The organism is Siccibacter colletis (assembly GCF_000696575.1).
GTDB lineage: Bacteria > Pseudomonadota > Gammaproteobacteria > Enterobacterales > Enterobacteriaceae > Siccibacter > Siccibacter colletis.
The window spans coordinates 108,524-120,646 of the sequence record NZ_JMSQ01000039.1 but is presented as its reverse complement, the minus strand read 5'-3'; the positions used below and the strand labels follow the sequence as shown (position 1 = coordinate 120,646).

Below are 12,123 nucleotides of genomic sequence, written 5' to 3'. Positions count from 1 at the left end.
GGGGCGGGACCTCCTGCCCTCACGATTGCTCTGAAGCACGGACAGACTATACGCCTGATGGCCGTTCCCCATCGGGCGCGAATTACCCGGCAGGTACAGGTAACACAGCCGGCCCCTCAAACGGCACGGCAAAAAAAACAGCGTGACGCCTGAACGCTAAGGGTAAACAGCTTCTTAACAATCTTCGAGGGTAGCGCTGCTACCCTCATTTTTTCGGAGTGTATTATGTCTATAGACTGGAACTGGGGGATCTTTCTGCAGTCCGCCCCGTTCGGCAACACCACCTATCTCGGCTGGTTGTGGAGTGGTTTTCAGGTTACCGTCGCCCTGTCGATCAGCGCCTGGATTATCGCTTTCCTGGTCGGTTCCCTGTTTGGCATTCTGCGTACGGTTCCTAATCGTTTCTTATCCGCAATCGGCACCTGCTACGTTGAGCTGTTCCGCAACGTCCCGCTGATCGTGCAGTTCTTTACCTGGTATCTGGTGGTGCCGGAGCTGCTGCCTGAAGATATCGGCATGTGGTTTAAAGCGGAGCTGGACCCAAATATTCAGTTCTTCGTCTCGTCCATGATCTGTCTCGGGCTGTTTACGGCGGCGCGCGTCTGCGAGCAGGTCCGTGCGGCGATTGAGTCGCTGCCGCGCGGGCAGAAGAATGCGGGTCTGGCAATGGGCCTCACTCTGCCACAAACCTACCGTTACGTGCTGCTGCCTAACGCCTATCGCGTGATCGTGCCCCCGATGACCTCCGAGATGATGAACCTGGTGAAAAACTCCGCCATCGCCTCGACGATTGGTCTGGTGGATATGGCGGCGCAGGCGGGCAAGTTACTCGACTACTCGGCCCACGCCTGGGAGTCGTTCACCGCCATTACGCTTGCTTACGTGGTCATTAACGCCGTGATTATGCTGGTAATGAATCTGGTCGAGCGCAAAATTCGCCTGCCGGGCAACATGGGGGGCAAATAATGTACGAGTTTGACTGGAGTTCTATTGTCCCTGCTATGCCGTACCTGCTTGATGGGATGATCATCACCATGAAGATCACCCTCACGGCTGTGGTGGTGGGGATTGTCTGGGGTACGCTGCTGGCGGTAATGCGCCTGTCCACCTTTAAGCCGCTGGCCTGGTTTGCCAGCAGCTATGTCAACGTCTTCCGCTCCATCCCGCTGGTGATGGTGCTGCTGTGGTTCTACCTGATTGTACCCGGCCTGCTGCAACAGGTGCTGGGGCTGTCGCCGACGTCGGATATCCGCCTGATTTCCGCGATGGTGGCGTTTTCGATGTTTGAAGCCGCCTACTACTCGGAAATTATTCGCGCCGGTATCCAGAGCATCTCCCGCGGGCAGTCCCATGCCGCGCTGGCGCTGGGCATGACCCACTGGCAGTCGATGAAGCTCATTATTTTGCCGCAGGCGTTCCGCGCCATGGTACCGCTGCTGCTGACCCAAGGGATCGTGCTGTTCCAGGACACCTCACTGGTGTACGTCCTGAGCCTTGCGGACTTCTTCCGCACCGCCTCCACTATCGGTGAGCGCGACGGTACGCAGGTTGAGATGATCCTCTTTGCCGGTTTTGTTTACTTTGTTATCAGCCTGAGCGCCTCGTTGCTGGTCAGCTATCTGAAGAAAAGGACAGTGTCATGATTTCCCTGAAAAACGTTTCAAAATGGTATGGTCACTTTCAGGTGCTGACCGACTGCTCAACCGAGGTAAAAAAAGGCGAAGTGGTCGTGGTCTGCGGCCCGTCGGGTTCCGGAAAATCCACGCTGATTAAAACGGTGAACGGGCTGGAGCCGGTTCAGCAGGGCGACATCGCCGTAAACGGCATCAAGGTGAACGACAAGAAAACCAACCTTGCGCAGCTGCGCTCCCGGGTTGGCATGGTGTTCCAGCACTTTGAACTGTTCCCGCATCTCTCCATCATTGAAAACCTGACGCTGGCGCAGGTGAAGGTCCTCAAACGCGACAAAGCCGCTGCGCGTGAGAAAGGGCTGAAGCTGCTGGAGCGCGTCGGGCTGTCGGCGCACGCCAATAAATTTCCGGCGCAGCTCTCCGGTGGTCAGCAGCAGCGTGTGGCGATTGCCCGTGCACTGTGTATGGACCCGGTAGCGATGCTGTTTGACGAGCCGACCTCTGCACTCGATCCCGAGATGATCAACGAAGTGCTGGACGTGATGGTCGAGCTGGCGCAGGAAGGGATGACCATGATGGTGGTAACCCACGAAATGGGCTTCGCGCGCAAAGTGGCGCATCGCGTCATCTTTATGGATGAAGGGAAAATCGTTGAGGACGCCAATAAAGAGGAGTTCTTCGCCAACCCGAAATCCGAGCGCGCCAAAGACTTCCTGGCAAAAATACTGCACTAAGCGTTTCGCTGCTTGCATCAAAAAAGCCTTCCGGATGGAAGGCTTTTTTATTACGGCTCAAATGGCCGACGCTGGAACTGGTCATGCCCGCATTTCGGGCATAGCGACAGCACGTCGGGCGTATATACGGCAAGGTGATAGTGGCACTTTTCGCACACCAGGTTGCCGAGCCCCACCACTTCACCGCTGTGATAGACCCCGTGGTGATTGAGATCCTGGAACACTTCGCGCCACTCCAGCTGGGTTTTGTCAGTGATGTCGGCCAGCTCCTGCCACAGGCTCTCTTTGATGACGCGCATAAACACGCCATCGGTGAATTCATCCTGGCTTTCGTTATAGCTCCTGGCAAATTCCTCCAGATCGCGGCGTACCGCCCGGGTTACCTCATCGATTTCAGTGCGCGTCAGCTCGCCGGTTTGCGAGACGCGTTCACGCGCGCTGGCCACCAGGGCGTCGATATCGCGATCGCCATTGCGCAGACGCTCGGTGAGTTGGGTCACCAGCTCCCGGTAATATTGAGCAACCTTGTTCATGTGTATTTATCTCCTGTCAGGTAACCTCTTCTAATAATAGACGTTAATTGCCTGTCGCTTTGTTAGCAGAGCCACATCTGCTGTAAAGGAGTGCAAAGAGCGCATAGCAGAGCAGATGATTGCGAGCCGCGCCGCAAGGCAAACATCTCTGCCGGGAAAGACTGTTGCGAGGCGGGCTAATCGGCTATGCTATGCGGATCTGAAATACTACCTTTAGCTACCGCTGTAGCTGCTTTAACACAGGACCACTGGCTGCCATGCAAGAGCAATATCGCCCGGAAGAGATAGAATCCAACGTACAGCTTCACTGGGAAGAGAAGCGCACTTTTGAAGTGACTGAAGACCCGAGCAAAGAGAAGTACTACTGCCTCTCGATGCTGCCCTATCCTTCTGGTCGTCTACACATGGGCCACGTTCGTAACTACACCATCGGCGACGTAATTGCCCGCTATCAGCGCATGCTCGGCAAAAACGTTCTGCAGCCTATCGGCTGGGATGCGTTCGGCCTGCCGGCTGAAGGTGCCGCGGTAAAAAACAACACGGCGCCTGCTCCCTGGACCTACGACAACATCAACTACATGAAAAACCAGCTCAAAATGCTGGGCTTTGGTTATGACTGGAGCCGCGAGCTGGCGACCTGCCAACCGGAATATTACCGTTGGGAGCAGAAGTTCTTTACCGAGCTGTATAAAAAAGGCCTGGTGTACAAGAAAACGTCGGCGGTGAACTGGTGCCCGAACGATCAGACCGTGCTGGCTAACGAACAGGTAATCGACGGCTGCTGCTGGCGCTGCGACACCAAAGTCGAGCGTAAAGAGATCCCGCAGTGGTTTATTAAAATCACCGCCTACGCTGACGAACTGCTCAACGATCTGGACAAACTGGACCACTGGCCTGACACCGTTAAGACCATGCAGCGCAACTGGATTGGCCGCTCGGAAGGCGTGGAAATTACCTTCGACGTGCAGAACAGCGACGAGAAGCTGACGGTCTACACCACCCGCCCGGACACCTTCATGGGCGTGACCTACCTGGCGGTAGCCGCAGGTCACCCGCTGGCGCAGGCTGCAGCCGCCGCTAACCCGGCGCTGGGCGACTTCATTGCCGAATGCCGTAACACCAAGGTTGCCGAAGCTGAAATGGCGACCATGGAGAAAAAAGGCGTTGATACCGGCATCAAAGCGATTCACCCGCTGACCGGCGACGCTATTCCGGTATGGGCCGCCAACTTCGTGCTGATGGAATACGGCACCGGTGCGGTGATGGCGGTTCCGGGCCACGATCAGCGCGATTACGAGTTCGCTACTAAATACGGTTTAACCATCAAACCGGTTATTCTTGCCGCCGACGGCAGCGCGCCGGATCTCTCCGAACAGGCGCTGACCGAGAAGGGCGTGCTGTTTAATTCCGGCGAGTTCGATGGCCTTGATTACACCGCGGGCTTCAACGCTATCGCCGATAAGCTGGCAGCCAAAGGCGTTGGCGAGCGTAAAGTTAACTACCGTCTGCGCGACTGGGGCGTTTCCCGTCAGCGCTACTGGGGCGCACCGATCCCAATGGTCACGCTGGAAGACGGCACCGTGATGCCAACCCCGGAAGACCAGCTGCCGGTGATCCTGCCGGAAGACGTGGTGATGGACGGCATTACCAGCCCGATTAAAGCCGACCCGGAGTGGGCGAAAACGACCGTAAACGGCCAGCCGGCCCTGCGTGAAACCGACACCTTCGACACCTTTATGGAGTCCTCCTGGTACTACGCGCGTTATACCTGCCCGCAGCACCAGGAAGGTATGCTGGATTCCGACGCCGCTAACTACTGGCTGCCGGTAGACATCTATATCGGCGGTATCGAACACGCCATCATGCACCTGCTCTACTTCCGCTTCTTCCACAAGCTGATGCGCGATGCGGGCCTGGTAAATTCCGACGAGCCGGCTAAGCAGTTGCTGTGTCAGGGTATGGTGCTGGCGGATGCCTTCTATTACGTTGGCGCTAACGGCGAGCGTAACTGGGTCTCCCCGAAAGAGGCCATCGTCGAGCGTGACGAGAAAGGCCGCATTATTAAAGCGAGCGACGCCGCGGGCCACGAGCTGGTGTATACCGGCATGAGCAAAATGTCGAAGTCGAAAAACAACGGCATCGACCCGCAGGAGATGGTTGAACGTTACGGCGCAGACACCGTGCGTCTGTTCATGATGTTCGCCTCCCCGGCCGACATGACCCTCGAATGGCAGGAATCCGGCGTGGAAGGTGCTAACCGCTTCCTGAAACGCGTCTGGAAACTGGTTTACGAACACACCGCTGCTGGCGAAGTACCTGCACTGAACATCGCTGCGCTGAGCGACGATCAGAAAGCGCTGCGTCGCGAGGTTCACAAAACCATCGCCAAAGTCACCGATGATGTGGGTCGTCGTCAGACCTTCAACACCGCCATCGCTGCCATTATGGAGCTGATGAACCGCCTGCAGAAAGCACCGCAGGAGAACGAACAGGATCGCGCGCTGATGAACGAAGCGCTGCTGGCCGTGGTTCGCATGCTCTATCCGTTCACCCCGCACGTCAGCTTTACGCTGTGGCAGGAGCTGAAAGGCGAAGGCGATATCGACAACGCGCCGTGGCCGCAGGCGGATGAGAGCGCCATGGTGGAAGACACCACCCTGGTTGTGGTGCAGGTTAACGGTAAAGTGCGTGGCAAAATCACCGTTGCCGCAGATGCGACAGAAGAACAAGTGCGTGAGCGCGCGGGCCAGGAGCACCTGGTGGCGAAATATCTCGACGGCGTGACCGTGCGTAAAGTGATTTACGTTCCCGGCAAACTGCTTAACCTGGTTGTAGGCTAAGCGCAGGAGGAAGTGTGCGATATCTGGTGACTTTATTAGTAAGCCTGGCGGTGCTGGTCACCGCCGGATGTGGCTGGCATCTGCGCAGCACCACTGCGGTGCCGCCTGAAATGAAAACCATGATCTTTGACACCTCGGATCCAAACGGTCCGCTGGCGCGTGCCATTCGTGAACAGCTGCGTCTTAACGGCGTAACGCTGATCGAGAAAGGCTCACTGCGTCAGGATATTCCGTCGCTGCGTATCGGCGGCGCGTCCATCTCGAAAGACACGGCGTCGGTGTTCCAGAATGGCCGCACGGCGGAGTACCAGATGGTGATGAACGTATCGGGTCAGGTATTGATTCCGGGGCATGACGTCTACCCTATCAGCACAAAGGTTTATCGTTCCTTCTTCGATAACCCGCAGACCGCTCTGGCAAAAGACTCTGAGCAGGCGCTGATTGTGCAGGAGATGTACGACAAAGCCGCTGAGCAGCTGATTCGTAAGCTGATGAGCGTTCATGCTCAGGATGCGGCGGCAACCAAAGCGCAAGATGAGGCGGCGTCTGCGCCGACCAACCCGGAAAACAGCAACCGCGTTTCCACCACGCTTACACCGCAATGATTCGGCTTTACCCTGAACAACTCCAGGCGCAGCTCCATGAGGGGCTGCGCCTGGCGTATCTGCTGCTTGGTAACGATCCGTTGCTGCTGCAGGAGAGTCAGGACGCCGTGCGCCGTGCCGCTGCCGCGGCAGGCTTCGAAGAACACCATACCTTTGCTATCGACGCCAGCACCGACTGGCAACAGCTGTTTGCGCTGTGCCAGGAGATGAGCCTGTTCGCCAGCCGCCAGACGCTGTTGCTGCTGCTGCCCGACAACGGCCCCAACGCCGCCATCAATGAACAACTCGCGACGCTGGTCAGCCTGCTGCATGACGACTTACTGCTGATCGTTCGCGGCAACAAGCTGACCAAAGCCCAGGAAAACGCCGCCTGGATCGCAGCGCTGGCACAGCGTGCGGTGCAGGTGAGCTGCCAGACGCCGGAACAGGCACAGCTACCGCGCTGGGTCGCTGCCAGGGCGAAGCAGATGAAGCTCTCGCTTGATGATGCCGCCAACCAGCTGCTGTGTTACTGCTATGAAGGTAATCTTCTGGCGTTGGCCCAGGCGCTGGAGCGACTGTCATTGCTGTGGCCTGACGGCAAGCTGACGCTGCCGCGGGTTGAGGAAGCGGTCAACGATGCGGCGCATTTTACCCCCTTCCACTGGGTGGATGCCCTGCTGGCCGGTAAGAGCAAGCGCGCGCTGCATATTCTGCAGCAGCTTCGTCTGGAGGGTAGCGAGCCGGTGATCCTGCTGCGTACGCTGCAGCGAGAACTGCTGCAACTGGTTAATCTGCAACGCGCATCCGCCCACACGCCGCTGCGCACACTGTTTGACAAACAGCGGGTCTGGCAGAATCGTCGCCAGCTGGTAACCGATGCTCTGGCCCGGCTTTCCGCCGCGCAGCTAAGCAGTGCGGTACATCAGCTGTGTCAGATCGAGCTGACGATAAAGCAGGATTTCGGTCAGTCGGTATGGTCAGAGCTGGAAGCACTGTCGCTCTTGCTGTGCCATAAGTCCCTCGCCCCCCTGCTTTCGGTGCGCTGAGATGAGCATGGCGCTACACGCCCTGTTCGGCGGCACTTTCGACCCTATCCACTGCGGTCATCTGCGCGTAGTCGAGGCGCTGGCGCATCAGGTCAAGCTGGCGCGTATCACCATCATGCCGAACAACGTGCCGCCCCACCGCCCGCAGCCGATGGCCAGCAGTATACAGCGCAAAGCGATGGTGGCTCTGGCAATTGCTGATAACCCGCTGTTCGCGCTCGATGAACGCGAACTGCAGCGCACCACGCCATCCTATACTGCTGACACCCTCGCGCAGTGGCGTGAAGAGCAGGGTTATACACGTCCGCTGGCGTTCATTATTGGTCAGGACTCACTGCTGACGCTTCCCACCTGGTATCACGCCGCGCGCCTGCTGTCGCTGTGCCACATTCTGGTCTGTCGCCGCCCGGGCTATCCGGTGCAGATGAAAAGCGAAGAAGAACAGCGCTGGCTGGAAGCCCATCTGACCAACGACCTGGCCCTCCTGCATCAGGAACCGGCAGGCCGTATCTGGCTTGCCGACACGCCGCTGGTGGATATCTCGGCTACTGCCATTCGGCAGCGCCTTCAGCGCGGCCAGTCCTGCCGCGAGCTGCTGCCTGAAGCAGTGGAAAATTATATTCGCGCGCACCGCCTCTACCACACCGACAGCCAGACGGCATAAATTCCAGCGGCGGCGTATTCATGTGGATAATTCTGCTGAAACATTGACAGGGTTTGCCAGGCTGATATTCTCCGCAGCCAGATTTGAGGCTATGCGCCACGCTGAATTTGAAATTGTTTTACAAAAATGGCGATGCAAACTCGTGCCGGCAGTGGGATGATAGCCCACTTGCCTACAGGCCGGGCCTGCTCGTCAGGCTTGCGATGCGCCATCCGGTGTCATCATCAACGTTACTGTTCCCAGGGGGATACACTTGCAGGGTAAAGCACTCCAGGATTTCGTCATCGATAAGATCGACGATCTGAAAGGTCAGGATATTGTTGCGCTGGACGTCCAGGGCAAATCGAGCATCACCGACTGTATGATTATCTGTACCGGCACCTCTACGCGCCACGTTGTCTCTATTGCTGACCACGTCGTTCAGGAATCACGTGCCGCTGGCCTGATCCCGCTTGGGGTTGAAGGTGAAAGCGCCGCCGACTGGGTTGTGGTTGATCTCGGCGATGTGATGGTCCACGTCATGCAGGAAGAGAGCCGTCGCCTGTATGAGCTGGAAAAACTCTGGAGCTGATGCGTGAAGCTCCAACTGGTCGCCGTCGGCACCAAAATGCCCGACTGGGTACAGACCGGCTTTAGCGAATATTTACGCCGCTTCCCCAAGGATATGCCGTTTGAACTGGTAGAAATTCCTGCTGGAAAACGCGGCAAAAATGCCGATATAAAGCGTATCCTCGAAAAAGAGGGCGAACTGATGCTGGCGGCTGCCGGTAAAAACCGCATCGTCACGCTCGATATTCCTGGCAAGCCCTGGGATACCCCGCAACTGGCGACGGAGCTGGAGCGCTGGAAGCTCGATGGCCGTGATGTCAGTTTGCTTATCGGTGGCCCGGAGGGTCTGTCCCCCGCCTGTAAAGCCGCGGCGGAACAGAGCTGGTCGCTTTCGGCGCTGACCCTGCCCCATCCGCTGGTCAGGGTACTGGTGGCCGAAAGTCTGTATCGTGCATGGAGCATCACCACCAATCACCCATATCATCGTGAATAGACGCGATCAGGTAGATTAAGCTGCGGATGAAATTACAGAATTCTTTTCGCGATTATTCGGCAGAGTCCGCACTGTTTGTGCGCAGGGCGCTGATCGCCTTTATCGGCATTCTGCTGTTAACCGGCGTTCTGGTTGCCAATCTCTACACCGTGCAGATCCTGCGCTTCAACGACTATCAGACCCGCTCCAACGAAAACCGCATCAAGCTGGTGCCTATTCCGCCGAGCCGCGGCATTATTTACGACCGCAACGGCATCCCACTGGCGCTGAATCGCACTATCTATCAGGTAGAGATGATGCCGGAGAAGGTAGATAACGTGCAGCAGACGCTCGAAGCGCTGCGCGACGTGGTCGACCTCAATGATGATGATATTGCCGCTTTCAAGAAAGAGCGCGCCCGTTCCCACCGCTTCACCTCTATTCCGGTAAAAACCAACCTGACGGAAGTGCAGGTCGCGCGCTTTGCCGTGAACCAGTACCGTTTTCCGGGCGTGGAAGTTAAAGGCTATAAGCGCCGCTTCTACCCCTATGGCTCAGCCCTGACGCACGTCATCGGCTACGTCTCAAAGATCAACGATAAAGATATCGACCGTCTGGATAAGGACGGCAAGCTGGCGAACTACGCCGCCACGCATGATATCGGCAAGCTCGGGATTGAGCGCTACTACGAAGATACGCTCCACGGCCAGACCGGCTATGAAGAGGTCGAGGTGAACAACCGCGGCCGCGTGATCCGCCAGCTGAAAGAGGTTTCGCCCCAGGCCGGACATGATATCTATCTGACCATCGACCTGAAACTGCAAACCTATATTGAAACCCTGTTGCAGGGCAGCCGTGCCGCCGTAGTGGTCAGCGATCCGCGTACCGGCGGCATTCTGGCGCTGGTTTCCACGCCAAGCTACAACCCGAACCTGTTCGTGGATGGCATCTCAAGCAAAGATTACTCCGGCCTGCTCAACGATCCGAACACGCCGCTCATTAACCGCGCCACCCAGGGCGTCTACCCGCCAGCGTCCACCGTGAAGCCGTATGTTGCGGTCTCAGCCCTGAGCGCCGGGGTCATCAATCGCAATACCTCGCTGTTCGATCCTGGCTGGTGGCAGCTGCCGGGCAGTGAAAAACGCTACCGCGACTGGAAGAAATGGGGCCACGGCCGCCTGAACGTCACCAAATCACTGGAGGAGTCCGCGGATACCTTCTTCTACCAGGTGGCGTACGACATGGGCATAGACCGCCTTTCCGAGTGGATGAGCAAGTTCGGCTACGGTCACTTTACCGGCATCGATCTTGCCGAAGAGCGCTCCGGCAACATGCCGACGCGTGAGTGGAAGCTCAAGCGCTTTAAAAAACCGTGGTACCAGGGCGATACCATTCCGGTGGGCATCGGTCAGGGCTACTGGACCGCGACCCCGTTGCAGATGAACAAAGCGATGATGATACTGATCAACGACGGCATCGTTAAAGTTCCGCACCTGCTGATGAGCACCGTGATAGACGGCAAGCAGCAGCTGTGGAAGCAGCCGGAACAGCCGCCGGTGGGCGATATCCACTCCGGCTACTGGGAAATCGCCAAAGACGGTATGTATGGCGTGGCGAACCGCGCTAACGGCACTGGTCATAAGTACTTCGCCAGCGCGCCGTATAAAGCCGCCGCGAAGTCGGGTACGGCCCAGGTATTCGGCCTGAAAGCGAACGAGACCTATAACGCGCATAAAATTTCTGAACGCCTGCGTGACCACAAGCTGATGACCGCCTACGCCCCTTACGATAAACCGCAGGTCGCCGTGGCCATGATCCTGGAAAACGGCGGTGCCGGTCCGGCGGTCGGCACCATCATGCGCCAGATCCTCGACCACATTATGCTGGGCGACAACAACACCGATTTGCCTGCTGAAGCGCCCGCTCAGGCAGGGGCTGAGGACCAGTAACCATGACCGATAACCCGAATAAAAAGTCGTTCTGGGATAAAATCCATATCGACCCCATCTTCCTGCTGATTATTCTGGCGCTGCTGGCCTACAGCGCGCTGGTGATCTGGAGCGCCAGCGGTCAGGACATTGGCATGACCGAGCGCAAAATCGGTCAGATCCTGATGGGAATGGTCGTCATGATCGTGATGGCCCAGGTTCCGCCCAGGGTGTATGAAGGCTGGGCGCCCTATCTGTATATCGTCTGCGTGATCCTGCTGGTGGCGGTGGATGCTTTTGGGGCTATCTCCAAGGGCGCACAGCGCTGGCTCGATCTGGGTATCGTCCGCTTCCAGCCTTCGGAGATCGCAAAAATCGCGGTGCCGCTGATGGTGGCGCGCTTCATCAACCGTGACGTCTGCCCGCCAAGCCTGAAAAATACCGGTATCGCGCTGGTGCTGATTTTCATGCCAACGCTGCTGGTAGCGGCGCAGCCTGACCTCGGCACCTCAATTCTGGTGGCGCTTTCCGGCCTGTTCGTGCTGTTCCTGGCCGGCTTAAGCTGGCGCCTGATTGGTATCGCAGCGCTGCTGCTGGCGGCGTTTATCCCCATCCTGTGGTTCTTCCTGATGCACGATTATCAACGCCAGCGCGTGATGATGCTGCTCGATCCGGAAAGCGATCCGCTGGGGGCGGGCTATCATATTATTCAGTCTAAAATTGCTATCGGCTCTGGCGGGCTGAGCGGCAAAGGCTGGCTGCACGGCACCCAGTCGCAGCTGGAGTTTCTGCCCGAGCGCCATACCGACTTCATCTTTGCGGTACTGGCGGAAGAGCTGGGGCTGATTGGCGTGCTGGTGCTGCTGGCGCTGTACCTGCTGCTGATTATGCGCGGCCTGTGGATTGCCGCCCATGCCCAGACCACCTTTGGTCGCGTGATGGCGGGCGGGCTGATGCTGATTCTGTTTGTCTATGTGTTTGTGAATATTGGGATGGTGAGCGGTATCTTACCGGTGGTTGGCGTGCCGCTGCCGCTGGTGAGCTATGGCGGCTCGGCCCTGATTGTACTTATGGCGGGATTTGGCATCGTGATGTCGATGCATACCCACAGGAAAATGCTGTCTAAAAGTGTTTAAGAG

12 protein-coding genes are annotated in these 12,123 nt (G+C 57.6%); 11 read left to right on the top strand and 1 reads right to left on the bottom strand.

Going from position 1 to position 12,123, the window contains the following annotated elements; genetic code table 11:
- Window positions 1–225 precede the first annotated feature (225 nt).
- The 3 genes from ET34_RS0119500 to ET34_RS0119490 are packed head-to-tail and all read left to right on the top strand — an operon-like array spanning window position 226 to window position 2,365.
- On the top strand, window positions 226–966 hold the full coding sequence (locus ET34_RS0119500; RefSeq protein ID WP_031524861.1) for an amino acid ABC transporter permease: 741 nt from the start codon (window positions 226–228) through the stop codon (window positions 964–966).
- Window positions 966–1,643: a glutamate/aspartate ABC transporter permease GltK gene (gene gltK / locus ET34_RS0119495; protein WP_031524860.1), complete on the top strand. Its 678-nt coding sequence runs from the start codon at window positions 966–968 to the stop codon at window positions 1,641–1,643. Before ET34_RS0119500 ends, gltK begins: the two co-directional genes overlap by 1 nt.
- Window positions 1,640–2,365 (top strand): amino acid ABC transporter ATP-binding protein, encoded by a 726-nt coding sequence (locus ET34_RS0119490; protein WP_031524858.1) that lies wholly within the window; start codon window positions 1,640–1,642, stop codon window positions 2,363–2,365. The genes gltK and ET34_RS0119490 overlap by 4 nt, the downstream gene beginning before the upstream one ends.
- A 50-nt stretch (window positions 2,366–2,415) precedes the next feature.
- On the opposite strand, the gene ET34_RS0119485 is transcribed toward ET34_RS0119490, so the two are convergent.
- Window positions 2,416–2,898, bottom strand: a complete 483-nt coding sequence (locus ET34_RS0119485; protein WP_031524856.1) for a zinc ribbon-containing protein — start codon at window positions 2,896–2,898, stop codon at window positions 2,416–2,418.
- Between the two features lie 257 nt (window positions 2,899–3,155).
- Between ET34_RS0119485 and leuS the strand changes: the two genes are divergently transcribed.
- The 8 genes from leuS (at window position 3,156) to mrdB (ending at window position 12,120) form a co-directional block, all read left to right on the top strand.
- Window positions 3,156–5,738 carry a leucine--tRNA ligase gene (gene leuS, locus ET34_RS0119480; protein ID WP_031524855.1) on the top strand — a complete coding sequence of 861 codons (2,583 nt, stop codon included), beginning with the start codon at window positions 3,156–3,158 and terminating at the stop codon, window positions 5,736–5,738.
- A 14-nt stretch (window positions 5,739–5,752) separates the two neighbouring features.
- Window positions 5,753–6,343: an LPS assembly lipoprotein LptE gene (gene lptE / locus ET34_RS0119475; protein WP_031524854.1), complete on the top strand. Its 591-nt coding sequence runs from the start codon at window positions 5,753–5,755 to the stop codon at window positions 6,341–6,343.
- Window positions 6,340–7,371, top strand: a complete 1,032-nt coding sequence (holA, locus tag ET34_RS0119470) for a DNA polymerase III subunit delta (RefSeq protein ID WP_031524853.1) — start codon at window positions 6,340–6,342, stop codon at window positions 7,369–7,371. The genes lptE and holA overlap by 4 nt, the downstream gene beginning before the upstream one ends.
- A 7-nt stretch (window positions 7,372–7,378) precedes the next feature.
- On the top strand, window positions 7,379–8,035 hold the full coding sequence (gene nadD, locus ET34_RS0119465) for a nicotinate-nucleotide adenylyltransferase (RefSeq protein WP_236633903.1): 657 nt from the start codon (window positions 7,379–7,381) through the stop codon (window positions 8,033–8,035).
- Between the two features lie 253 nt (window positions 8,036–8,288).
- On the top strand, window positions 8,289–8,606 hold the full coding sequence (gene rsfS, locus ET34_RS0119460; protein WP_031524851.1) for a ribosome silencing factor: 318 nt from the start codon (window positions 8,289–8,291) through the stop codon (window positions 8,604–8,606).
- Window positions 8,607–8,609: 3 nt separating this feature from the next.
- On the top strand, window positions 8,610–9,077 hold the full coding sequence (rlmH, locus tag ET34_RS0119455; protein ID WP_024547826.1) for a 23S rRNA (pseudouridine(1915)-N(3))-methyltransferase RlmH: 468 nt from the start codon (window positions 8,610–8,612) through the stop codon (window positions 9,075–9,077).
- A 26-nt stretch (window positions 9,078–9,103) separates the two neighbouring features.
- The gene (gene mrdA / locus ET34_RS0119450) at window positions 9,104–11,005 is read left to right on the top strand and encodes a peptidoglycan DD-transpeptidase MrdA (protein ID WP_031524849.1); all 1,902 of its coding nucleotides are present in this window, start codon (window positions 9,104–9,106) and stop codon (window positions 11,003–11,005) included.
- A gap of 2 nt (window positions 11,006–11,007) precedes the next feature.
- Window positions 11,008–12,120 carry a peptidoglycan glycosyltransferase MrdB gene (gene mrdB, locus ET34_RS0119445; RefSeq protein ID WP_031524847.1) on the top strand — a complete coding sequence of 371 codons (1,113 nt, stop codon included), beginning with the start codon at window positions 11,008–11,010 and terminating at the stop codon, window positions 12,118–12,120.
- Window positions 12,121–12,123: the final 3 nt, after the last annotated feature.

Coding starts and splice junctions, on each gene's coding strand:
- ET34_RS0119490 (WP_031524858.1), top strand. CDS start 1,640: ATGATTTCCCTGAAAAACGTTTCAAAATGGTATGGTCACTTTCAGGTG.
- holA (WP_031524853.1), top strand. CDS start 6,340: ATGATTCGGCTTTACCCTGAACAACTCCAGGCGCAGCTCCATGAGGGG.
- leuS (WP_031524855.1), top strand. CDS start 3,156: ATGCAAGAGCAATATCGCCCGGAAGAGATAGAATCCAACGTACAGCTT.
- mrdB (WP_031524847.1), top strand. CDS start 11,008: ATGACCGATAACCCGAATAAAAAGTCGTTCTGGGATAAAATCCATATC.
- mrdA (WP_031524849.1), top strand. CDS start 9,104: ATGAAATTACAGAATTCTTTTCGCGATTATTCGGCAGAGTCCGCACTG.
- ET34_RS0119485 (WP_031524856.1), bottom strand. CDS start 2,898: ATGAACAAGGTTGCTCAATATTACCGGGAGCTGGTGACCCAACTCACC.
- gltK (WP_031524860.1), top strand. CDS start 966: ATGTACGAGTTTGACTGGAGTTCTATTGTCCCTGCTATGCCGTACCTG.
- nadD (WP_236633903.1), top strand. CDS start 7,379: ATGGCGCTACACGCCCTGTTCGGCGGCACTTTCGACCCTATCCACTGC.
- ET34_RS0119500 (WP_031524861.1), top strand. CDS start 226: ATGTCTATAGACTGGAACTGGGGGATCTTTCTGCAGTCCGCCCCGTTC.